This window comes from Levilactobacillus brevis ATCC 14869 = DSM 20054 (assembly GCF_001433855.1).
Taxonomy (GTDB): domain Bacteria; phylum Bacillota; class Bacilli; order Lactobacillales; family Lactobacillaceae; genus Levilactobacillus; species Levilactobacillus brevis.
Genome location: NZ_AZCP01000001.1, coordinates 114,531 through 136,844 on the forward strand (window position 1 = coordinate 114,531; position 22,314 = coordinate 136,844).

Here is a 22,314-nt window from a genome sequence, read left to right on the forward strand (position 1 = left end):
TATGGCCGATCATTTGGACCGGTTGGTGGTGGAGCCAGAACCATTAAAGGGAAATTGGCAAAGTCGTTTTCCAAGTAACCAACCGTTATTCGTGGAAATTGGTACTGGTAAGGGGCAATTTATCATTGAAATGGCCCGTCAGCACCCAGATCGCAATTTTATTGGGATTGAAATTCAAACGTCTGTGATTGCGGTCGCTTTGAAGGGTGTCGTCAATAGTGGCTTAACCAACATCCAGTTGGTGCATACGGATGGTGAAGCCATTAATACTTTCTTTGAAGCTGGCGAGGTCGCAGGACTTTACTTGAATTTCTCCGATCCGTGGCCCAAGAAACGACATACGAAACGACGGCTAACATCACCAGTCTTTTTGGCGCATTATGCGGATGTGTTACAGCCAGAGGGGCAATTACAATTCAAGACGGATAACCGGGGCCTATTTGAATATTCTTTGGGTAGCCTGAACAATTTTGGCATGGTGTTTGAAGGCGTATGGCTGGATTTACATGCAGCTACCGACGGCGTTGAGGATATTCAAACGGAATATGAGCAAAAGTTTTCCAAGAAAGGGCCAATCTATCAGGTGATTGCCCGCTTTCCAACCAACAACTAATATTTAAGTGGAAGTTCGGGTCAAATGGCCCGGACTTTTTGTGTCTTTAAAATCTAGTTGGAATGACGCCCTTTTACAGGTTAGTGGCTATTCTTTGCGGATTTACTCGTAGAGGAGGGATGCTTCATGTTAATTGCGGCGCATATGTCTGGCTTGATCGATGCCAGCGAGGCAACTCGGGGACTTGATTATCGGTGTCCTGCTTGCCAGCAACCGGTGGTATTACGCCATGGGTCACAGATCCCACCATACTTTGCACATCACCCCCAAGCGCCTTGCCATTTAGCTGGCGAAGGGGAGACGCGCCAACACCTGTTGGGCAAGCGTCAGCTAGCTACCTTCTTTTCGGACTGGGGACCGGTGACATTAGAGCGTGTTTTACCGGCCATTCAGCAACGTGCAGATGGGTGGTTGGACGTACCTCAGCCAGTGGCTTTGGAGTTTCAGTGTAGTCCCATCAGTCGCGAGGCAGTTGCACAACGAACAGCTGGCTACCGACGTATAGCCTGTTACCCATTTTGGCTACTGGGAAGCCGGTATGCCCAACAAAAATTGAATTGGCGGTTAATTGAGCGCTTTGCCTGCTGGTTAACGGGATGGGACCTTTGTCTGTTATTCTGGGAAGTTGACCAGAATCGATTACGGGTAGTCCATCACTTACGCCAAACAGCAACTGGGGCTTACATTAATGAAACAGCGTGGATAACGACGCTGTCTGAGTTAGTGGCAGGGCCCACCCCATGCACCACTGTTGTTCGAAACCTTGGGCAAAAACAGTATCGATCTTACCTTAATCAGGCATTACGGCGTGCTACGCCAACTTTACGACCGATTCAAGAGGCCCTTTATTTAACGGGACACCAAGTCGCCGGCTTCCCAGGTTGTTTGATGACAACGACCTTAACGGTCCCAATTTTTGGTCAGGGATTGATCTTGTGGCGAATCGTCTTAACTACGTGGATTGAAGAACAGGTAGATATGACGTTTTTGACCCTAGCCGAATTAAGTCAACGGGCCTTGTTACTGGTCAACGGTCAGACCACTGCCGTTCGATTTGATGGTCAGTCAGCTTTTCGGCAAGAACAACGAAAATTATTAGCACTTCTCACGCAAGCTGGCATTTTGCGCCCCACGACGCAGGGATGGCACGTGTGTGGTCATCTCGAATGGGCGCGTGATTATACTGATTGGTTAGAAAATGATGAGAAAAATGGATGCTAGTTCACCTAATGTTAGCTTGAAAGTGGTAAACTATCTCTATGCAATCTTAAAGGAGGATGAGAAAAGGTGAAACAAATTCCGAAACGATCAGAGGTTCCCACGGCACTGACTTGGGACCTGACAACTATTTTTCCCGACGAGGTAGCTTTTAAGACCGCAATTGCCGCGATTAAAGCGCAAACAACGGTTGTGGCCGGCTTGAAGGGACAATTGGCCCAAAGTGGGGCCGCGTTATATCGTGTCACGACGGCGGTATTTGATTTGAATCGCCAGTTGGAGCGGGTATACGTCTATGCGTCTTTAAACAATGATCAGGATACCGGCAATGCTGCGGCCCAAGCATTAATGGGGCAGGCCGAGAGCTTGGTGGCAACTGTGGGTGCCGCCACGGCTTGGTTTGAACCTGAGGTATTGGCCTTGTCAGCGGATCAGCTGCAAACGCTGATTGATAACGACCCCCGGCTGGCAGATTATCAGCATGTGTTTGACGTATTGGGCCAGCAGCGGGCACATACGCTGTCAGTGGCGGAGGAAAAATTGTTAGCGGGGGCTAGTGATATCTTTGGTGCATCTGCTAAAACTTATAGTGTGCTGAGTGATGCTGATCTAAAGTTTCCAGTTGTTCAAGACGAGGCCGGCAACGATGTGCGACTGTCAGAAGGACTGTATGGTGTTTTGCTACAATCCACAACACCACGGGTGCGGCAGCAGGCCTTTGAAGCATTATATTCGGTTTATCAACAATTCCGACATACCTTTGCTGCAACCTTGGCGAGTGAAGTCAAAACGCATAATTTTAGCGCTGAGACGCGTCACTATGCGAGTGCCAGAGCGGCCGCAATGAGTCGCAATAATGTGCCAGCAGTGGTCTATGATACCTTGGTGGAAACAGTCAATGATCATTTAGACTCGCTGCATCGCTATGTTAATTTGCGCAAAGAGATTTTGGCCTTGCCGCAACTGCACATGTACGACCTGTATACGCCAATTACGGGTGAACCCAGCTTGAAATATACCTACCAAGAAGCACAAGAGATGGCGTTAAAGGCACTAGCAGTTTTGGGACCGGATTACATTGCCAATGTTCAAAAGATGTTTGATGGCCGGGCAATTGATGTGGTTGAAAATCAGGGTAAGCGAACGGGCGCTTACTCAGGCGGGATGTATGATACCAAACCGTATATTTTGTTGAATTGGCAAGATAGCTTGGAAAGCTTGTTCACGTTGGTTCATGAGATGGGACACAGCATGCATAGCCATTACACTCGGACAAATCAACCGTACCAGTATGGTGATTATTCAATCTTTGTTGCGGAAATTGCCTCGACAACGAATGAAAACTTGCTGACGGACTACCTGTTGAAAACCCAGACTGACCCCAAGGTGCGAGCTTATGTATTAAACCATTATCTGGATGGCTTTAAAGGCACGGTATACCGTCAGACGCAGTTCGCAGAATTTGAGGACTACATTCACCAACAGGATGCCGCTGGCGAAACTCTGACGGCTGACTTCATGAGTGATTTCTACGGCAAACTTAATCAGCGTTATTACGGTGATGGGGTGATTTCCGATCCACAAATCGCTGATGAATGGACCCGAATTCCACATTTCTACTATGACTACTATGTGTACCAGTACGCAACCGGGTTTGCGGCGGCCACGACGTTATCGCAACGGATTTTGAGTGGTGACGAGGCAAAGCGGGATGCCTACTTGGCCTATCTAAAGGCGGGCAGTTCTGCCTTACCACTTGATGTGATGAAACAAGCGGGCGTCGATATGACGCAACCGGGCTATTTGCAGACGGCTTTTGCAACGTTCGACGAGCGCTTGGCAGAATTCACGCAATTGGCGCATGAATTAAACTAACAGATCGACTAAAAACACGACCACTCCGTTTCGGAGGGTCGTGTTTTTAGGGATTAATCAGTAGGCAACCAGTCACGTTGCCAAATTAACCCCATAGTTTTTTCACCGGTGTGCACGCTAATAGCTGGTCCGAGCTGGCTTTGAACAAGTCGGACTTCGGGGAATTGGTCAGTGAGCGTGGCGGTCCACTGAGCGCCCAGTTCAGGATTATTCGCATTGATAACTGTCACGACGAGTGGATAATCGACTTGCTGTAAAGTAGCTTTCAGCTTAGCAAGCATGTAGTTAAAGGCTTTGCGCATAGTGCGCTCCTTGCCAATCGCAATGATTTGACCGGTGTCATTAAAGGTCAATAGGGGCTTGATATTTAACAGGTTGCCAATCATAGCGGAGCGGTTGGTTAGTCGTCCTGTTCGCGCCAGATGACTGAGGTTGTCAACCGCGAAATAAACGTGCATGGTATCGCGGAGATTCTCTAATTCGGGAACAATTTCACTGGCAGAGTCACCATTGGCAATCATTTGACCAGCCAGAAGACAAAGATTAGCTTCGCCAGCGCTGGCAACGAGTGAGTCAACCGGATATATCTTGGCCTTTGTGTAGGTTTGGCAAAACATCTTGAGGTTACTCATAAATGACGTAATCCCACTCGAAAGGTGAATCGAAATAATCTCATCAAAACCAGCTGCAGCCAACCGATCATAGGCAGTTTCAATTTGGCCTAAGGAGACTTGCGCAGTCGTTGGGAGTTCTTGATTGGTTTTCAAGTAGTCGTAGAAAGTGGCGAGGCTGAGTTCGGATTCAGGATACTGGTGGTCGCCCAAAATAACGGTAATCGGCAGAACTGTAATGTGGTACTGTGCGACCTGCTCAGCGGTTAAATACGCGGCAGTGTCCGTGACGATAGCGGTTGGCATAGACGTTCCCCTTTGTTCTTCAAAAAATAGTTGGGTCAATCATACCATATTGATTATCATTTGCGTATTTTTCTTCAGGATAAACGCGAAATAATACTATTTTTTGACCAAAAAAACACCACTAGCTGTCTGGTAATAGCTAGTGGTGAGCATTGATTAAACTTAGAGAACGTGCAAATTAGGCTGTAAAGTGGTGGTTGAACCTAAGTTTGGTGCATAAGTTGGTTCAGCCATCAAGGATTGTTTTGTCGCAATTCCTTGGCTTTCGCAGACTTCACAGAGTGCTTCGTAAGTCACGTCATTTAGCAGTAATCCGCATTGAGAAACATCACAATTGAAGATAACGGCCGAAGGAGATTGGGTAATCTTCATTTCAGCAGCCAACTTCTGATCGGTCTTGAATGCCTGCTTGGCTAGGTCAGAAGAACAATCTTCCTTAAACATATCAATATCCAAATGACAGGCTTGAGCTAAAGATAAGGCTAAATCAGTCGAGAACTGTTGATGATCCGCAACAACGGCTGTTTGCATCTTAAGTAGAAAATCACGGCCTTTGCGTTTACCTTGAAATAACGCCGCTTTATAAGCCAAAATAGCATTATAATGAACCTTGAACTGGGCATTACGCTCAGCTAAAGTGGGCTGTGCCGGAAGTGATCGTGCCACCACCTGTTGTGTCAACAGGGGCACGAACTGAAAGGATACCTTGCTATTAAGACGCGCCGCTAACTTCATAATGTTTTGTTCGGAACGCATACACGGTGCGCCCAATGGGTTAACGAACAAATAGACTTCTAACACATTGCTTCCTCCTAATATCCATCCTGGTTGGTGACGAACGAAGGTGACCAACCAAAAAATAACAATACCACTACATTAGCAAAATTTCAAAAAATAGCAACTCGGAACATTTGTTTGTTAGTAACTTACTCGTTTAAAACGCAACCTAATCATGCAACATTTTTCCAGATAGGTAAAGCTAAACGCCTTGTAAAAATGAAGGGGCGTGACGAATGCATAATTAGTGAAGAAAACCACAAGTCGTTGAGGTAATTACTCTCGATTCTGGTTAAAATATGGTAGAATCGTAAGATGGAACGTGTAATTAAAGTTGGGGGATAGTCAGTATGGTAACCAATTGGGATCAATTTTTATTACCCTATCAACAGGCCGTGAGCGAGCTGAAAGTAAAGCTACGTGGTATTCGTAAACAATTTGAGAATCAAAGTGAGCGACCACCGATTGAATTTGTGACGGGCCGAGTTAAGCCAATCGCTAGTATTAAGGAAAAGATGTCCCGACGACACGTTGCAGAAGAACGGTTGGAACAAGATATGCAAGACATTGCGGGCTTGCGTATCATGTGTCAATTTGTCGAAGATATTTATCAAGTAGTTGATCTTTTGCGACGCCGGACTGACCTAACGATTTTAGAGGAACGGGATTACATCCACAATGAAAAACCAAGTGGATACCGTTCTTACCATATTGTTATTGAGTATCCGGTTCAACTGGTGTCCGGTGAAAAAAAGATCTTGGCTGAAATTCAGGTGCGAACGTTGGCCATGAATTTTTGGGCAACGATTGAACATTCGTTAAATTATAAGTACCAAGGTGCGTTTCCTAAGGCGTTAAGTGATCGACTGCAGCGCGCAGCCGAAGCAGCGTTTAAGCTGGATACGGAAATGTCTGAAATTCGTGAAGAGATCCAAGAAGCACAGCAGTATACCCCCAAACATGATGATGGCACCACCGGTTCGCCGGCACGGCCAAGCAAGGAAGAATGATATGAAGGTTTCCATTTTTAGTAATAATGGGTTGTCCTCTCAAAAGGTGGCGACCGCTTTACAAAAAGGTTTAACAGCAGCAGGCGTTCCGATTGATAGTTTGGACCCTGATGTGGTCGTAACGGTTGGTGGCGATGGGACATTATTGTCGGCCTTTCATCACTACAATGACCGGCTAGATAAGGTTCGCTTTGTTGGGATACATACGGGGCACCTCGGCTTTTATACGGACTGGCGCGACTATGAGGTTCAAGAGTTAATTGATAGTCTGGCGCAAGACAACGGTCAAAGCGTGAGCTACCCGTTGTTGACGATACAGGTAGAGTATGCGGATGGTACCCACCCAGATCAAGCATTGGCGCTAAATGAGTCAACTATCAAGAAAGTCTCGGGGACAATGGTTGCTGATGTCTATATTAAGGATGAGTTATTCGAAAGTTTTCGAGGAGACGGTTTGTGTATCTCGACGCCAACTGGTTCGACGGCTTATAATAAATCAGTCGGTGGTGCGGTGTTGAACCCACGGTTTAATGCCGTTCAGATGGCCGAGATTGCCTCTATTAATAATTTGGTTTTCCGGACGTTGGGATCGCCTTTGATTATTCCGGCGGATGAGTGGATTCGTATCGAGCCGGCTGATCCGACTGACAACGTGTTGATGTGTGATCAGTTGGGAATCGAGGGCCGACCGATCAAGGCCATTACGTACCGAATTGCCCGGCAGCGGATTGCCTTTGCGGAGTATCGGCATACGCATTTCTGGCAACGTGTGGAATCTTCCTTTATTGGGAGGGAGAACGCATGATGACATTTGAATGGCAAGTCACTGGTGAAAGTCCCGTGCACGTGCGGACCGTGTTAATGGCCCACGGTGTCACGCGGACTTTTTTAAAACAGGTGAAGTTCCATGGTGGTGTGGTAACGTTGGATGGTCAACCGGTGCGGGTGATTGCGATGGCTACGCCAGGGCAAGTGGTTGGATTGCAATTACCACCAGAGCCAGATAACCCGCACGTGACGCCGTCGTTTGCGCCTTTAGATATTCTGTATGAAGATGAGCACTTTCTGGTCGTCAATAAGCCAGCAGGGATGGCGTCAGTGCCCTCGCACCTCTATTCAGAGGATACGTTAGCGAATCGGGTCAAAGGGCATCTGATGACGATTCAAGCGCCAAGTACGGTGACCCATATTGTTACACGATTGGATCGAGATACGAGTGGCGTGGTGTTATTTGCCAAACACCACTTTGCCCACTCAGTGTTAGATAAGCAATTAAAACTGAAACAAATTGATAAGCGTTATGTTGCGGTGGCAAGTGGTCGGATGATGCCGGCTCATCAGCAGTTGACGGGACCGATTGGGCGCGAAGCAGGGTCCTTTATTAAACGGACGGTTAGACCGGATGGACGAGCTGCTGAAACGGAGGTATGGGTGCGAGCAACGTCAGCAACGGCAAGTCTATTGGCGGTCAAGCTGCATACGGGGCGAACGCATCAGATCCGGGTGCATTGTGCAAACGCGGGGCACCCCTTATTAGGGGACTGGTTGTACGGGCGACCAACTAATCCGTGGATTCAGCGCCAAGCGCTGCACTGTGCCCGCGTGCAGTTTTTTCAGCCATTTGCGGGTAAGTGGGTAACCTGTTATGCCCCGTTGCCAGATGATATGGCGCGAGTTATTTCTCAAGAATTTGATAGTTGATTAACTCTAAAAAAGGTGGAGCTGGGTAAAACTGGAGTTCCGCTAGCTGCGGCACTTTCAGCAATTAGTGCTGGTTCATGGCGGCTTATTGATGGTAAACGCCGGAAACGCGACGATGATCAATAACCAAAAAGAAAGAGTAGTCAGTGAGCTACTAGCGAAAAAGGTCATGCTTAATTGCGTGGCCATTTTCGTGTTTATGGGTGGATTAATGTTGAAATGTTAAAATCACACATATCGTTAAATGTGAGCATAATGCAATTCTCGTGGCTAGAGGTAATTGGGATAAATAGGTCTTTTAAATTTCATTTTAAAAAATGATGCATTTTTTAGTAAATACTGAATTAAATTAAAAAACAACATAATGAAAGAGACACCAGTTTGAATAAGAATCTCGTAATCGCGTATTTTTCACTAGTTTTGATAATATGGTTGTGATAAATCAGATTTTAAGTAATAATAATTTGACAAGGCTATTTTGCAGCTGCGTTAGTATGTAGAGTAAAACTATGCTAATATAAATTTATACGAGCAATGAACAAAAAAGCTGATTGATAAGCCATGTAAAAGGGGTTGCCATCTGACTAGGTGGATGGCTGTCCAATGGTCGACGAAGGTTCGCGTTGGTGGTAATAACCGGTATGAAGAAAAGCGTAATAAAAGACTTTAAATCGACTATGGAAAACTAGAAAATATGAAGGATCATGCAACTGACAGCGTTACGTTAGCGGTATCTATTTCCGATCGACGGCACCGAGCTGATGTAAAATTTATTCGTGCGGTGAGCTTTAAGCGTGCTTGGGAACCGATTGAAGGGCTATTAGCGAAAGCACCGCAGAATATTTGGATTAGAATTGAAATCATCCATTCGGTTCAAAGAAAACGGCGCGCTCAGTTAGAACGAATTTTACATGAGATGACACGGATGAATTACTGGCGGCAAGGTGTTAGCTTTGATGCAGATTTTAAAACGGCCCTTTTAGAGATGGAAATCAACGGACACGAGTTCTTTAAACCAGGTAAGGGCCACGTTGTAGGTAAAGGACGTTCGGAGTCGTGGATTGATTATCAGCAAGTTACTAAGTATCTGAGACGGCGAAATGGACAACTAAGTTTTGATATTGAAAGCAGCGAGTATGTTTGGCTATTTACGACTTCTGGTATCTTTTCTGATGGTGAGCAGATTTGGGTGTTAAATGATACAGAGACAGCGGAAAAGGGAGTACGACGCTTAGAAAATCCTAAAAAGGAATTACAGTCTTACTTAGTAGCAGGTGAGGATTTCTTGACTTGGCAAATCAAAGAAGACGGTAAGTTTATTTACGGATATTATCCGGGACTTCAGCGGATTTTAAGCAATTATAATAGTGTTCGACATTTTTCCTCAGTATATGCATTATTGGAAGCGATTGATTTTACTGGAAACTATGAGGATACTAGACGAGCTAAGAAAACGCTACAATGGGGGATAGATTAATCACCAGCATGAAAAAAAGCCATTGTTGTTTGTGGTAGAAAAACGGAAACAGGGAACCGATGAAATTAAGCTTGGCGCCCAAGCAATGCTTATTTTGGCCCTATGTAAGTATCAGGAGGTCACAAAAGATGCTAGTTTTTTACGGCGACTTATGGAAGCATTCAATGCAGTTGTGTTCTTCCGTCAAAAGTCTGGGCGCTATAATCATGTATTAAATACTGATTTAACGGTCAAAGATGAGTTTCGGATTATTTATTATGAGGGTGAGATTACATTCGCATTGGCCCGGCTCTACGAACTCACTCAAGATAAACAGGTCTTAAAAATGGTTAAGCAATCTTTAGACTTCATGGTTGATAATGATTATGGCAAATATCATGACCATTAGATATCTTATGTAGTAAATGAGTCCTTGCAGATTTTTCCGAATAATCGAGAGTATATGAAGTTGGGCCTTAAGAATGTTTTTAGTCACCTAGATTTTATTACGAAGCGAGATACGTCATATCCAACGCCGTTGGAGCTAATGAATGTTGCTGTGAAGATGACGGATATCATCAGGCTTACGGGCAACGATGATTTGTTAGAGACGTATGATTTAATTCGATTACGAAGAATTTGGAAGTATCGAGTTGAATATGAGCTGGCAACGGGAAGCTTCCAGCCAGAATTAGCCATGTATTTTTATGTACCATATAAGTTTGTTGGTGGTTTTTTTGCCCGACATGATCACTTCCGTACGAGAATTGATGACTGTGAGCATTTCTTATCCGGATTAATTACTATAACTATACGTATTAAGGAAAGGATTAAGCCATGATTATTCTGACGAGCATTTTCGCCTATAAGAAGGTTCAATTTGCCATTCGAATGTCGCCTTACGTCATCTTTGGTGGGTTAGTACTGTTTGTGCGCTTCAAGAACAAGAAGAAAACACGTAAACGGCTAGATAAAAGAACAGAGCATATGATGAAGAACACCCCTAAAGACAAAGATGGCAAATATCCTTGGGAAAAAAAGTAAGCGCTCAATAACTATGAAGAGGAGTGTTAGGCCGTGTTTTATTTTATTAATGAATACATTCTGCAAAAGAATTCTAGTGTAGAACACACTGCGATTAATCGGGTGAAACTATTTACGCACTATAAGCAACCAGCTAAGATTGTCACAAAGATTTATGATCGTTTGCTGCATCGAACGATTACTGACTTTAGTCTGACAGATGAGCAAGTGATAAACATGTTTGATTATTTTCAGGAAGCGACGGATTTAAAACAATCTGTTTTTTTGAAAGCCGACGACATTCATTTACCAATTGACTATGAAATCTCAGTCGGTGCGAATTATAGTCAAGTGTCTAATGGAGATACATTGGTTGAAAATGTGGGCTTCATTCCCGGCACTATTGGGCGAGTGTTTTATCAAGAATTTTTTGATCCCCAAGGTAATCGAATTGAAACAGATCTATGGGACTGGCGAGGATTCAAGTCAGCGACGCAATACTTTGGGCAGAATGGCAAATTAATTATGCAACGGTATTACACACCAACTGGTAAAAATGTGCTGGAAGAATACTATGCACCAGATACTCAAGGCAATCCACTACTATCACGAGTGATTTTAAAGAATTATCACGGTGAGGGAGATCGCTTCTTCCAAAACAGTGACGATCTGTTCGTCTTTTTCTTAAAAGAATTGAGTAAACAAGCTGAAGGGACGACTACCTTCATTAGTGATCGACCAGGGACCGGAGTTAAACCGCTCTTAGCGTTAGATGACGCTTCCCGTAAGTATGTATACATTCCAATCAATCATGCTGTTAATCCGAATGATCCAGTTCACGCGGATTTGGATGGCTTCTTACAGCCGGCCTTTGAGCACTTTAAGCATTTTGATGGGTTTATTACTGCTACGGTCCAACAAGCAGAACATCTCTCGGTGCGTTATCCGACTGCCAATATTTTTGCGATGCCGGCGGCGACAACTTTGCCGTTATCCAAAGAGGCTGATGATCAGGTTACACCGGACCAGCGTAAACGGCATAGTTTACTTTACGTTGGTCGGATCGCACAAGATAAACGGATTGATCAATTACTGCGGATGTTTTCTCTAGTTAAGGATCGTGTGCCAGCTGCTACCTTTACTCTGTTTGGATATGGTGATCCTAAGTATTTGGAAGATATGCAAAAGCTAATTACTGAATTAAATCTGGAACATAATGTTACCTTGAATGACTACACACCAGGTATTGAAAGTGAATATGATCATTATCAGGTTTTGGTAAACATGGCCTTTGCTGACGGGGGTCCAGTTGCAATGGCTGAGGCAATGATGCATGGGTTGCCAGTCGTTAGTTATCGATTTAACTATGGACCGGCTGAATATATTGATGAAGGCGTTAATGGTTATTTGATTGATTCCGGTCAGAGTCTGGCAATGGCTGAAAAGATTGTTGATTTATTTAATGATGATAAGTTATTGGCTGACTTTAGCAAGGCAGCGTATACCTCAGCGCATACGCGATGGACTCGCCGTAAGGTTTGGAATCGTTGGCAACGTAATCTGAAAACCTCATTTTAAATTTGCCTAAGAAGGGAAGACATCTGGTATGTATTATTTCTTGAACGATAACATGCAATATTCTAAGTCGGGGATTGAACATGCAGAAATCAATCGCTTAGATCTGTTTAAAAAGCATCATGTCCCCGCTAAAATTGTGACACGTGTGTTTTCCATGAAATTAGAAAATGTTTTACAGCAGTCGGGTATTGCACGTGAAGACTTTATTAATCTGTTTGAATTCTTTTGTGGCAGTATGCATGTGGCTACAAAGACTTTTACGATGAATGATCTATCGCTACCGGTTAATACCACTTCCACGCGTAAAGATAATCAATTGCAGATTTTCAGCCAAGGAAAGATGCTGATGATTATTTACTTCCGTCAAAATAGTGAAGAAATTAGTAATATCCAGTACTTTGACGTCAATGGTCGAACACTGAAGATGACCTGGTGGGACGTACGAGGTTTTAAGTGTCTAGAACAGTATTTTGACTGGGATGGCAAGATCTCACAAGAACAGTACTTTGGTCCTGATGGTCAGGTTCATATCGAGAAAAATCACTTGTTGGATCGTACGGGTAAAGAACGCATTTCTTGGAAGGTTGTTAACTACCATCAAGGAAGCTGGGTTTTTACAGGGATGAATGATTTAACTCGATTTTTCTACGATGAGTTGAATGCGAATGGTGAAGACAATGTCTTTATTTGTGACCGGACAGTGGAATGTGACTGGGGGTTGTTCCACATGCAGACGCCGGCAAAGAAGGTCTTGCATCTGCATAACGATCATGTTAGCGATCCAAGTGATATGTTGCACTCAACCTTGAATAATAATTATACGAATGCCTTGAATAATTGGGATAAGTGGGATGCGGTTATTTCTGCAACACCAGAACAAAGCAAGGATATCGAAGACCGTTTTGGTAAGAGCATCCCGGCCTTTACCATTCCAGTTGGCTATGTGACTGATGCGGAAATTGCGGCTAAGCATCAGGACTTTGAACAGCGACAAAAGGGGTTGATTGTTCACGTGGCCCGGTTGGCCCCAGAGAAGCAACAAAATCATTCCATTCAAGCCTTTGCGAAAGTTCGCGAACAGTTTCCGAATGCGCGTCTGGAACTGTGGGGGTACGCTAACGGTGATATTGAAAAGCAATTAAAACAACAGGTAGCAGATGCGGGATTGAATGACGTGATTAGCTTTAAGGGCTATACAACAGATGTGAATGCCGTCTATAATCGTGCCCAAATTGGCTTGCTGCCAAGCCGCGCTGAGGGATTTTCTTTGATGTTGTTGGAAGCCCAGTCCCACGGTGTAGCGATGATTGCTAATGATGTTAAGTACGGCCCAAGTGATATTATTCAGGATGGTGTTAGCGGTATTTTGACGGAAGATGGCAAGCCAGAACAATTGGCCGAGGCCATGATTAAGCTGTTGGATGATCAGTCGTTACTGAACCAGTACAGTGATGCAGCTTATGAGAATGCTAAGCGTTATTCAGAAGATACGGTTTTTGAGAAGTGGCAAAGATTACTAGATTACTTTGGCTAAAGAAAATATGGTGGTGGCTTTAATTGATTCTGTCTTTGGAGGATTGTTGTATGAACTATTTTATTGGTCAGAATTTAGGAGATAGATTGACTGGTATTGAGAAGGCACAACTGAATAGGCTGAAGCTTTTTGAAAGCAAGAAACTTAAGGCAAAGTGTGTTTATACTGAGTATAGTGGACGATTGCATGAACACACAACGCGTTTTGGGGCTACGGATAATTGTTTTACGATGTATGATTTCTTTCGGTGATATTCATTCGGAATCCCATTAATAAGAAAAACTGTGAAAGATTGCTGATTTGGCAATCTTTCACAGTTTTTTGATAGTGATTATAAATCGATCACAGCTGGACCAGCAATCAAATGGACGTCAAGCTGCTGACTAATTTTGGCAACTTCGGCTGCAGTGACATCTGTTGGCACTAACGTTAAACCAACAGAATCTGCCAATCGTTTGCTAGCTGTCCAGTCGGCAAGCCGGTCTGTTGAGTTACCAGCGCTCCAGATCCGATCAAATCCTTGGTTTGCTAACCAATCAATGGCCGTCCCGCGGTCTTGTGGACGAATCTGATCAAATGCTGTGCTGAACGTGAGGCTCATACCGCCTGCTGCCGCAATCAGCGGGGTTAGGGCTTCGGTATCGACCTGTTGTTGATCAGTCAAAGCACCTAAGATGACACCATCTACACCCAGTTGTTGGGCCTCTAGCAGGTCAGCTTCCATCATTTTAATCTCAACGTCATTGTAAGGTGACACACCGCCACGCGGCGCAATGACCAACTCTATGCTTACTTGATGCTCATGGGCGTAACGAACAGCTTCACCCATTACGCCTTTACTAACGGTGGTTCCGCCCACAGCTAGATTATCAGCTAATGCGACACGCTTACTACCAGCCGCTACTGCGTTGGGCAACTGCACATAGTTCTCTAATAAAGGTTCTGTTAATAGCAAAGTTGACATCCTCTCTAACGTTCCCGCTTTAGTCACAGCAGGTGACAGTATGTTACAATATATGCACTTAAATTAATTCAGATTAGGAGGGACAATTAATGAAAGAACCCGCGAAGCAACGGCGCTCTTGGTTCTGGAATTGGGTTATCAACAATCGCCTAGTTTCCGTCCTAACCGTCATACTTCTTATTTTACTCATTTTATTAGTCTTAAGTAAAGTCCCTTGGCTCGCAACCCCCTTTGTCTTGGTGGGCGAGATCCTCGGTTTACCTATTGTATTAGCAGGAGTCGGGTACTATCTCTTAAATCCGATTGTGGATTGGCTGGAAACGAAGCATGTGAAACGGACCTGGTCGATAAGTGGCTTATTTGTGATCGTGGCTGGGTTACTCGCGTGGGGGATTATCAGCTTAATTCCTATGATTCAACAACAAGTAACTGGATTGATCACGGAGTGGCCTCATTACTGGCGTGAAATTACCAATACGACCATGCATTGGCTCAAAGATGATCGACTAGATGGTATTCGAAAACAGCTAGAGCAATTCAACCAGCAATTGTCTGACAGTTCTTCGTCCGCGATCTCAAGTCTGGCTAAGAACACCGTCAGCTCCGTGGGCGGGATTGTGAGCCGCGTAGTTTCAATTGCTGTTGCGGTGGTGACGGCGCCTTTCATTCTGTTCTATCTTTTGCGTGATGGTCATCGACTTCCTGAGTACTTGGCACGATTATTTCCAATTAAGCGACGAGAAGACGTGGTTCATCTGTTACGGGAGATGAACTTACAGGTTAGTAACTACGTTCGAGGACAGTTAATTGTTGCCTTTATCGTTGCGATCATGTTTTATATTGGTTTTCTCATCATCGGTCTGCCATTTGCGCTGTTGCTGGGGATTTCAGCCGGTATTTTGAACTTGGTACCGTATCTGGGGTCCTTCTTGGCGATGGTACCAGTTGTCATCGTTGCTGCCTTTATTTCCCCGTGGATGCTGATAAAAGTGCTGATTGTCTTTGTGATTGAGCAAACCTTAGAGGGACGAGCAATTTCGCCACTTGTTTTGGGTAGCTCTTTGAAGATTCATCCGCTAACGATTATTTTTATCTTATTAGTGGCCGGCAAAGCATTTGGTGTTGTTGGTGTGGTGCTGGGAATCCCAGGCTATGCCGTGATTAAAGTTATTGCCACTGAGTTTTTCCAGTGGTATCAGAAATTTATCGGTGGATATGAAACCACTCAACCGGCCGATAAAGGCAATCAAGGAGTCGAAAAAAATGAAGAAAATTGACCAAGCTGCCGCTTTTTTGGCTGCTCAACCGGGATTATTTCGTTGCCCAGTCTGTCTAACACCGTATGCGGCCGTCGTGGGTCACAGCTTGCGGTGTCCCAACGGTCATGGCGTGGATTTATCCAAAAAAGGGACGTTATACTTTATGCAACGAGCAGTGGCCAGTGAATATGACAATGCGATGTTAGCTGCACGACGGCGGATGCTTCAAGCGGGCTTGTTTCGTGGAATTACGGATGAGTTTGTCGCCCACCTTCCCCAAACGTCACAGACGATTTTGGATGTGGGCTGTGGTGAAGGAACACCATTAGCCGATGTTTTACGCCAACGGAATAATATTGAAGATGTAGCGATTGGTTTCGATTTATCAAAACCAGGGATCAATTTAGCGACGCAACTAGCTAGTGGGGCCTTCTTCTGTGTTGCTGATTTGGCGCAGATGCCGTTTGCCAACCAGCAGTTTACGGCTATTTTAGATCTGTTCTCGCCGTCAGCTTATCAGGAATTCAACCGTGTTCTGGCACCAGGGGGACAATTGCTCAAGGTTATCCCTAACGCTGATTACCTTATTGAATTACGTCAGGCAATCTTTCCTGCAGGGAGCACTCATGCAAGTTATGATAACAGTAATGTGTTGAACCTGTTCCAGCAGCATTATCCCACGGCCACAACACAGCGCATTCGCTATCAAGTGCCGGTGCCCACAGAATTGTTTGCGGATCTCATGCTGATGACACCGATGCACTGGGGCGCAGACGAGTCACGCCTAGCAGAAGTGCGGGCTAATCCGTTTCCCGCAATTACGGTGGATGTAACCCTCCTAATGGCACAAGGGGTTTAGGTAAAACGTTTAAAAATCTTAGGAAAAGGACTTGCGAAGCTGACAGCAGCGTGTTATATTGACTCATGAGAAATCGTTTGGCGGTCGATATCAGCGTTTAACTGTTAGCGGCAGACAAGTAGCACTTCACTAAAGTAGTTCCTCGCCGTGCCCACACCGAGGAGCTGCTTTTTTTGTCCCATTAATTTGATAACAGATGGGAATCTCACGTTGGGACACCTCTTGTCAAAACCTAGCCGAAATGGCTATAATAGTGAGACAGAACGAATGTTTGATAATAGATCGGAGAAGAGAATTTTATGACTAACCACATTGCGCTATTTGAACCGTTATTTCCAGCCAATACCGGAAATATTGCCCGGACGTGCGCTGGTACCGACACCATTTTGGATTTAATTAAACCCTTGGGGTTTTCTGTGGATGATGCCCATCTTAAACGAGCTGGCCTGGATTATTGGGACAAAGTTGATGTCCGCTATCATGAAAACCTACCAGCTTTTCTAGATACCATTTCAGATTTGAGCCAACTATACTTAGTGTCCAAATTCGCAGATCAAGACTATACGGAGCCAGATTACCAGGTGAATGAGCATGATCATTACTTCCTATTTGGTAAGGAAACAACTGGGCTACCAGAGCCCTTTATGCGGCAGCATGCAGAGAAGTGCATTCGGATTCCGCAAGACGACACGCATATTCGGGCTTTGAACTTGTCTAACAGTGCGGCCATTGTGATTTATGAAGTCTTGCGCCAACAACAATTCTTGAATTTAGAGCGGGTTCATCAGTATCCCCACGATAAGCTCAAGTAAGTGAAAGGGGGCAGTTGATTGGCTACGAAACGAAAAACACCCCGCCGGCGCCCAACTAAGCGCAAACCAGCCCGTCGCAAGTCAGCTAAACGACAACCATTTCCCTATACGAGCAATGTATTAGGCCTAGTTTTAGTTGCGCTTGCCATGCTCGGATTATTTAATCTAGGGGTTCTCGGCACATTAGCAGCTAATATCGTGCGACTCTTTTTGGGTGACACGTATCAGTTCGGATTAGTGATTATCGGGGCCTTAGGCGTTGCTTTGACGGTCACTGGGACGTGGCCACAGTTAGCACGGCACTATCCGATTGGCAGTGCGACGATTTACGGTGGCTGGCTCTTGTGGATCAGTGCGAACCATTTTATCGATGTTGATCAGCACCGGCAGTTTATGGCAACCATCTGGCATGCGAGTCTGGCAGACTTGTGGAGTGGTGGACTAACCTCACAACTGGGTGGCGGACTAATCGGGGCCTTTGAATTAAGCATTGTTGCGTGGTTGATTGCACTGTTGGGTGCCCAGATTGCCGCTTGGCTAATTATGGCCGGTGGTGTGATGATTTTCTTCCAGATTCCCTGGGCCAAAGTCGAGCAGGGATTACAGACCGTTTGGCAGATGGTGCATACGGGTGTCCAAGCTAGTGGAACCGCATTGAAGCGGGGTAGCGAGCTGGCTAAGAAACGACAGAATCAGCGACCATCGAAGCCGGCTTCGGTGGCACCAGCAGTGACGCCAATGGATCCAGATGATAAGGACTTGCCAGAACCAATTGCCCAAGCCAAACCAGCGGCTGAAGAACCCAGCTATCATATCACGGTGGCGGCCAATGAATCGGCTAAGGCGCCAGTCGCACCAGCTACGACATCTTCTCATGAAGAAGACACGACCGCGGATGCGTTGGCTAGCAGTACACCGGTTGATCCCAATTATCAGTTACCAACGGCGGATTTGTTGAAACAAGTGCCACCAACTGATCAAACGGCGGAGGTTAACGCCATTGATGCGAATACTAAAATTTTGAAACAAACGCTGGATAGTTTTGGCGTTGATGCTGAAGTTAAGAATGTTAGTTTGGGACCATCTGTGACTGAGTATGAGTTGCATCCAGCCATTGGGGTTAAAGTTTCTCGGATTGTGAATCTAGCGGATGACTTAGCGTTGGCTTTAGCGGCCAAAGGCATTCGAATTCAAGCACCCATCCCTGGTAAATCACTGATCGGGATTGAAGTGCCTAATCGGGAAGTCTCAACGGTGGCCTTTCGCGATGTTGTCGAAGCCCAACCGGCTCACCCCAACCATCCGTTGGAGGTCCCGTTAGGACGTAATGTAACGGGACAAGTGGTCACCATGGATCTAACGAAGATGCCACATTTACTGATCGCCGGGGCAACTGGTAGTGGGAAATCTGTCGCCATCAACGATATTATTACCAGCATGTTGATGAATGCACGACCAGATCAATTGAAGCTGATGTTGATTGACCCCAAGAAGGTTGAACTGAGCGTGTACAATGGGATTCCACATTTACTAACGCCGGTGGTTTCTGAACCTAAAAAAGCGGCCCGAGCCTTGCATAAGGCGGTGGCCGAGATGGAACGGCGGTACGAATTGTTCTCGCAATTTGGTCAACGTAAAATTTCTGGTTACAATACCTTTGTGCAAAAGGCTAACGCTGAAGACGGGCAAGAACGGCCGTTGCTGCCATACATTGTGGTGGTGGTCGATGAATTGGCTGACTTGATGATGACGGTTTCGAGTGAAGTGGAAGATGCCATTATTCGCTTAGCCCAAATGGGTCGGGCGGCTGGTGTGCATATGATCTTGGCAACCCAACGACCATCCGTTGATGTTATTACCGGGCTGATTAAAGCCAATGTGCCATCCCGAATCGCCTTTGCCGTTTCTAGTGGAACGGACTCGCGGACGATTCTCGATGCTAACGGGGCAGAAAAACTACTTGGGCGGGGCGACATGTTATACCAACCGGTAGACGCCAATGCCCCAGAACGGGTACAGGGGGCTTTTATTCCTGATGAGGATGTCGCTAACGTGGTTGACTTTATCAAGGAACAGCAGCCGGCTGATTATGATGACGATATGATGGTCACGGACGAAGAAATACAGCAAGAAGAAGCTGGTGACAGCGATGATGAGTTGTTCAACGATGCCTTGAGCTTCGTGGTTGAGCAACAAAAAGCTAGTACATCTTTGTTACAGCGGCGCTTTCGAATTGGATACAATCGGGCCGCCCGGATTATGGATGATCTGGAGCAACGTGGTTATATTGGACCCCAAGAGGGAAGCAAGCCACGGCAAGTCTATAAACAACCAGACAGCTCTGCTGATGGACCAACGCAATGATCAAATAAAAATAGGTGTCAAGTCCATCTACGGACTTGACACCTATTTTGTGTTGGTAATTACCCCATCAAACCTAATGATGAAATGGCTCCAAAGACGAGTGAACCAATCGTTGCGAGAATCATGATCCAGACGAAAACGTTCGTAATTTTTTGAAATGTTGATTTTTTCTTCTTTTCCATGTGGAAATAGCCACCTCTTTGCGTCTAATTTTACTCAATTAGTTTACCGTGGCTACCGCAGAATTGCAACCGGCAGGGGGAAGTTGTCAAGAGCTTGTTACAAATGGCGATTGCAACTCTCATGGGAAATCTCTATAATTAAACGGAAATCAACGTGTAAGGGGATATGAACATGGCGTTTTGGATCACACCTGGTGGTCAGCTCGTAATTTTAGTTGTAGGGTGGCTATTAATCCAGGCGGTTAAACGGATTTTGCGGCGAAACTGGCCGAAGTATTTGAATACATGGGATCTAATGGCGCCACTACTACTGCTTTGTTCGGTGTTGTTAATCCCTAATGGTGCTGGAGCCATCTTGCCGTGGTTAGTTATAGGTTGGATGGGAATTGGCATCGCTGTGGCGTTATTGCAGGCAATTCACAACAAGGAGTTACTTTATGGGCCCTTTTTGCGAACATTCTGGCGTTTGACTGATCTCTATTGGACAGCTGGTTTTGCCTGCTGCTTCTTACTGGTAATCAGCTAGGATGGCTGTATAAATGTATAAATATTAAGTTAATTGATTATCTACTCATTTTAAGTAAGCGCTGTGAAGCGTGTTAAGCCATGGTGAACACCTGTTCGCCATGGCTTTTTTGTCGTTGGTGGGGAAATTTATAAAAATTCGGAAACGTTGTGGTAGAAAGTGGGGGGGTGTGGTAAACTTGATAGCAGTTACAGTTGGGAGTGATTGGCCATGTTTATGGGTGAATTTGAACATTCAGTTGACACCAAAGGACGACTAATCATTCCCGCCAAGTTTCGGGAGCAATTAGGAGAACAATTCGTGGTCACTCGCGGGATGGATGGGTGTTTGTTTGGCTATCCGATGACCGAGTGGACGGCATTGCAAGAAAAATTAAAAGCGTTGCCAGTCAATCGTAAGGATGCCCGGGCCTTTGTCCGGTTTTTCTACTCCGCTGCAACCGAATGTGAACTTGATAAGCAAGGGCGCATTAATTTACCCAAATCTTTACGAGACCACGCTGCGTTAACTAAACAATGTGTGATTGTTGGGGTCGCGAATCGATTTGAAATTTGGAGTGCCGAACGGTGGAATGATTTTTCCACGAAGGCTGAAGAAGATTTTGACGATATTGCAGAAAATTTGATTGACTTTGGTATGTAGCAATTACAGCTATCTAGAAAGGAGAGTGTTCATGGAGGACTTTCATCACGTCACGGTATTACTAAAAGAAGCAGTTGCGGGTTTAGCAATTAAACCAACGGGAGTCTACATTGATTGCACTCTCGGCGGTGGCGGTCATAGCCAGCGCATTCTGGAACAATTGACGACCGGACATTTATACGCCTTTGATCAAGATCAAACGGCGATTACTTACAATGAAGAACATTTGAAAACTTATCTAGATGCCGGCAAATTGACATTTATTAAAAGTAACTTCCGTCAGATTCAAGCAGAATTAACGCAACGTGGGATTACCCAGGTGGATGGTATCTTATACGATCTAGGTGTCTCATCGCCGCAATTTGATGAAGCTGATCGAGGATTTAGTTACCAACACGATGCACCTTTGGATATGCGGATGGATCAAAGCCAAAAGCTTTCGGCGTGGATTGTCGTGAACGAGTGGTCATTTAATGACCTACTACGAATCTTCCATCGATATGGTGAAGAAAAGTTTGCGAAACCCATTGCCAGGGCGATTGAACGGCATCGTGAGCAAGCACCGATTGATACGACCGGTCAGTTGGTTGAGATTATCAAAGAAGGTATTCCAGCGGCTGCCAGACGACATGGTGGGCATCCCGCTAAAAAGGTGTTCCAAGCGATTCGCATCGCAGTGAACGATGAATTGGGAGCACTAGAGGATTCCTTAGAACAAGCGGTTTCACTACTGGACGTCAATGGCCGAATCAGTGTGATTACTTTTCAATCGTTAGAGGATCGATTAGTTAAAACCATGTTTCGAGAACAATCATCTCTACCGGAACTGCCCCATGGCATTCCAGTTATTCCAGATAATTTGCAACCTGATTTTAAATTGGTTAACCGTAAACCGATTTTGCCGTCAGAAGAAGAGTTGGCAGTTAACCACCGCGCGCACAGCGCAAAATTACGAATTTTAGAAAAAATTAAGTAATGAGTGGCACTCAAATAAATATCGACAT

22 protein-coding genes are annotated in these 22,314 nt (G+C 45.2%); 18 read left to right on the forward strand and 4 right to left on the reverse strand.

What is annotated here, in order from left to right; translation table 11 throughout:
* Position 1: 1 nt before the first annotated feature.
* The 3 genes from trmB (at position 2) to pepF (ending at position 3,706) form a co-directional block, all read left to right on the forward strand.
* Complete coding sequence (trmB, locus tag FC61_RS00735) at positions 2-613, forward strand: tRNA (guanosine(46)-N7)-methyltransferase TrmB (RefSeq protein ID WP_057717076.1); 612 nt, start codon at positions 2-4, stop codon at positions 611-613.
* 126 nt (positions 614-739) lie between these two features.
* Positions 740-1,834: a competence protein CoiA gene (locus tag FC61_RS00740; protein WP_021740937.1), complete on the forward strand. Its 1,095-nt coding sequence runs from the start codon at positions 740-742 to the stop codon at positions 1,832-1,834.
* 66 nt (positions 1,835-1,900) lie between these two features.
* Positions 1,901-3,706, forward strand: coding sequence for an oligoendopeptidase F (pepF, locus tag FC61_RS00745; protein ID WP_021740938.1), 1,806 nt, complete (start codon positions 1,901-1,903; stop codon positions 3,704-3,706).
* Positions 3,707-3,759: 53 nt separating this feature from the next.
* On the opposite strand, the gene FC61_RS00750 is transcribed toward pepF, so the two are convergent.
* The gene (locus FC61_RS00750) at positions 3,760-4,623 is read right to left on the reverse strand and encodes a DegV family protein (protein ID WP_021740939.1); all 864 of its coding nucleotides are present in this window, start codon (positions 4,621-4,623) and stop codon (positions 3,760-3,762) included.
* Between the two features lie 162 nt (positions 4,624-4,785).
* Entirely contained in the window at positions 4,786-5,424 is a 639-nt protein-coding gene (locus tag FC61_RS00755; protein WP_024526733.1) for a ClpXP adapter SpxH family protein, read from the reverse strand.
* A 326-nt stretch (positions 5,425-5,750) separates the two neighbouring features.
* Here FC61_RS00755 and yjbM point away from each other — a divergent pair, with 326 nt between their 5' ends.
* The 8 genes from yjbM (at position 5,751) to FC61_RS00800 (ending at position 13,702) form a co-directional block, all read left to right on the forward strand.
* Positions 5,751-6,410: a GTP diphosphokinase gene (gene yjbM / locus FC61_RS00760; RefSeq protein WP_011668198.1), complete on the forward strand. Its 660-nt coding sequence runs from the start codon at positions 5,751-5,753 to the stop codon at positions 6,408-6,410.
* Between the two features lies 1 nt (position 6,411).
* Positions 6,412-7,215, forward strand: coding sequence for an NAD kinase (locus FC61_RS00765; RefSeq protein ID WP_021740943.1), 804 nt, complete (start codon positions 6,412-6,414; stop codon positions 7,213-7,215).
* A complete protein-coding gene (locus tag FC61_RS00770) occupies positions 7,212-8,111 on the forward strand; it encodes an RluA family pseudouridine synthase (protein ID WP_042516744.1) in 900 nt (299 codons plus the stop codon). The genes FC61_RS00765 and FC61_RS00770 overlap by 4 nt, the downstream gene beginning before the upstream one ends.
* Before the next feature lie 694 nt (positions 8,112-8,805).
* On the forward strand, positions 8,806-9,588 hold the full coding sequence (locus FC61_RS12520; RefSeq protein ID WP_021741810.1) for a hypothetical protein: 783 nt from the start codon (positions 8,806-8,808) through the stop codon (positions 9,586-9,588).
* Between the two features lie 31 nt (positions 9,589-9,619).
* Positions 9,620-9,976 (forward strand): hypothetical protein, encoded by a 357-nt coding sequence (locus tag FC61_RS12525; protein ID WP_021741809.1) that lies wholly within the window; start codon positions 9,620-9,622, stop codon positions 9,974-9,976.
* Between the two features lie 428 nt (positions 9,977-10,404).
* Positions 10,405-10,611: a hypothetical protein gene (locus FC61_RS00790; RefSeq protein WP_021741807.1), complete on the forward strand. Its 207-nt coding sequence runs from the start codon at positions 10,405-10,407 to the stop codon at positions 10,609-10,611.
* 33 nt (positions 10,612-10,644) lie between these two features.
* On the forward strand, positions 10,645-12,168 hold the full coding sequence (asp1, locus tag FC61_RS00795) for an accessory Sec system glycosyltransferase Asp1 (RefSeq protein ID WP_021741806.1): 1,524 nt from the start codon (positions 10,645-10,647) through the stop codon (positions 12,166-12,168).
* A 28-nt stretch (positions 12,169-12,196) separates the two neighbouring features.
* The gene (locus FC61_RS00800; protein WP_011668189.1) at positions 12,197-13,702 is read left to right on the forward strand and encodes a glycosyltransferase; all 1,506 of its coding nucleotides are present in this window, start codon (positions 12,197-12,199) and stop codon (positions 13,700-13,702) included.
* Between the two features lie 331 nt (positions 13,703-14,033).
* On the opposite strand, the gene FC61_RS00810 is transcribed toward FC61_RS00800, so the two are convergent.
* A complete protein-coding gene (locus FC61_RS00810) occupies positions 14,034-14,666 on the reverse strand; it encodes a copper homeostasis protein CutC (RefSeq protein ID WP_021741804.1) in 633 nt (210 codons plus the stop codon).
* Between the two features lie 89 nt (positions 14,667-14,755).
* On the opposite strand from FC61_RS00810, the gene FC61_RS00815 reads away from it, so the two are divergent.
* The 4 genes from FC61_RS00815 (at position 14,756) to FC61_RS00830 (ending at position 19,960) form a co-directional block, all read left to right on the forward strand.
* A complete protein-coding gene (locus FC61_RS00815) occupies positions 14,756-15,943 on the forward strand; it encodes an AI-2E family transporter (protein WP_021741803.1) in 1,188 nt (395 codons plus the stop codon).
* Complete coding sequence (locus FC61_RS00820; protein ID WP_021741802.1) at positions 15,930-16,784, forward strand: methyltransferase domain-containing protein; 855 nt, start codon at positions 15,930-15,932, stop codon at positions 16,782-16,784. The genes FC61_RS00815 and FC61_RS00820 overlap by 14 nt, the downstream gene beginning before the upstream one ends.
* A 299-nt stretch (positions 16,785-17,083) precedes the next feature.
* Positions 17,084-17,596 (forward strand): tRNA (cytidine(34)-2'-O)-methyltransferase, encoded by a 513-nt coding sequence (locus FC61_RS00825; RefSeq protein ID WP_011668185.1) that lies wholly within the window; start codon positions 17,084-17,086, stop codon positions 17,594-17,596.
* 18 nt (positions 17,597-17,614) lie between these two features.
* Positions 17,615-19,960, forward strand: coding sequence for a DNA translocase FtsK (locus FC61_RS00830; RefSeq protein WP_035464561.1), 2,346 nt, complete (start codon positions 17,615-17,617; stop codon positions 19,958-19,960).
* Positions 19,961-20,019: 59 nt separating this feature from the next.
* Here the strand turns inward: FC61_RS00830 and FC61_RS12250 are convergent, their stop codons facing one another.
* Positions 20,020-20,142 (reverse strand): DUF4044 domain-containing protein, encoded by a 123-nt coding sequence (locus FC61_RS12250; protein WP_011668183.1) that lies wholly within the window; start codon positions 20,140-20,142, stop codon positions 20,020-20,022.
* A 172-nt stretch (positions 20,143-20,314) separates the two neighbouring features.
* On the opposite strand from FC61_RS12250, the gene FC61_RS00835 reads away from it, so the two are divergent.
* The 3 genes from FC61_RS00835 (at position 20,315) to rsmH (ending at position 22,286) form a co-directional block, all read left to right on the forward strand.
* Positions 20,315-20,668 carry a DUF3397 family protein gene (locus tag FC61_RS00835; protein ID WP_035464557.1) on the forward strand — a complete coding sequence of 118 codons (354 nt, stop codon included), beginning with the start codon at positions 20,315-20,317 and terminating at the stop codon, positions 20,666-20,668.
* Positions 20,669-20,878: 210 nt separating this feature from the next.
* Complete coding sequence (gene mraZ / locus FC61_RS00840; RefSeq protein ID WP_011668181.1) at positions 20,879-21,310, forward strand: division/cell wall cluster transcriptional repressor MraZ; 432 nt, start codon at positions 20,879-20,881, stop codon at positions 21,308-21,310.
* Between the two features lie 31 nt (positions 21,311-21,341).
* Positions 21,342-22,286, forward strand: a complete 945-nt coding sequence (rsmH, locus tag FC61_RS00845) for a 16S rRNA (cytosine(1402)-N(4))-methyltransferase RsmH (RefSeq protein ID WP_021741799.1) — start codon at positions 21,342-21,344, stop codon at positions 22,284-22,286.
* Positions 22,287-22,314: the final 28 nt, after the last annotated feature.

What these genes read in the sequence shown, in the direction of transcription:
- FC61_RS00750 (WP_021740939.1), bottom strand. Translation starts at nt 4,623, where the DNA reads ATGCCAACCGCTATCGTCACGGACACTGCCGCGTATTTAACCGCTGAG.
- FC61_RS12250 (WP_011668183.1), bottom strand. Translation starts at nt 20,142, where the DNA reads ATGGAAAAGAAGAAAAAATCAACATTTCAAAAAATTACGAACGTTTTC.
- FC61_RS00835 (WP_035464557.1), top strand. Translation starts at nt 20,315, where the DNA reads ATGGCGTTTTGGATCACACCTGGTGGTCAGCTCGTAATTTTAGTTGTA.
- FC61_RS00810 (WP_021741804.1), bottom strand. Translation starts at nt 14,666, where the DNA reads ATGTCAACTTTGCTATTAACAGAACCTTTATTAGAGAACTATGTGCAG.
- trmB (WP_057717076.1), top strand. Translation starts at nt 2, where the DNA reads ATGGCCGATCATTTGGACCGGTTGGTGGTGGAGCCAGAACCATTAAAG.
- FC61_RS00790 (WP_021741807.1), top strand. Translation starts at nt 10,405, where the DNA reads ATGATTATTCTGACGAGCATTTTCGCCTATAAGAAGGTTCAATTTGCC.
- FC61_RS00740 (WP_021740937.1), top strand. Translation starts at nt 740, where the DNA reads ATGTTAATTGCGGCGCATATGTCTGGCTTGATCGATGCCAGCGAGGCA.
- rsmH (WP_021741799.1), top strand. Translation starts at nt 21,342, where the DNA reads ATGGAGGACTTTCATCACGTCACGGTATTACTAAAAGAAGCAGTTGCG.
- yjbM (WP_011668198.1), top strand. Translation starts at nt 5,751, where the DNA reads ATGGTAACCAATTGGGATCAATTTTTATTACCCTATCAACAGGCCGTG.
- FC61_RS00770 (WP_042516744.1), top strand. Translation starts at nt 7,212, where the DNA reads ATGATGACATTTGAATGGCAAGTCACTGGTGAAAGTCCCGTGCACGTG.
- FC61_RS00800 (WP_011668189.1), top strand. Translation starts at nt 12,197, where the DNA reads ATGTATTATTTCTTGAACGATAACATGCAATATTCTAAGTCGGGGATT.
- FC61_RS00765 (WP_021740943.1), top strand. Translation starts at nt 6,412, where the DNA reads ATGAAGGTTTCCATTTTTAGTAATAATGGGTTGTCCTCTCAAAAGGTG.
- FC61_RS00825 (WP_011668185.1), top strand. Translation starts at nt 17,084, where the DNA reads ATGACTAACCACATTGCGCTATTTGAACCGTTATTTCCAGCCAATACC.
- FC61_RS00820 (WP_021741802.1), top strand. Translation starts at nt 15,930, where the DNA reads ATGAAGAAAATTGACCAAGCTGCCGCTTTTTTGGCTGCTCAACCGGGA.
- FC61_RS00815 (WP_021741803.1), top strand. Translation starts at nt 14,756, where the DNA reads ATGAAAGAACCCGCGAAGCAACGGCGCTCTTGGTTCTGGAATTGGGTT.
- mraZ (WP_011668181.1), top strand. Translation starts at nt 20,879, where the DNA reads ATGTTTATGGGTGAATTTGAACATTCAGTTGACACCAAAGGACGACTA.
- FC61_RS12520 (WP_021741810.1), top strand. Translation starts at nt 8,806, where the DNA reads ATGAAGGATCATGCAACTGACAGCGTTACGTTAGCGGTATCTATTTCC.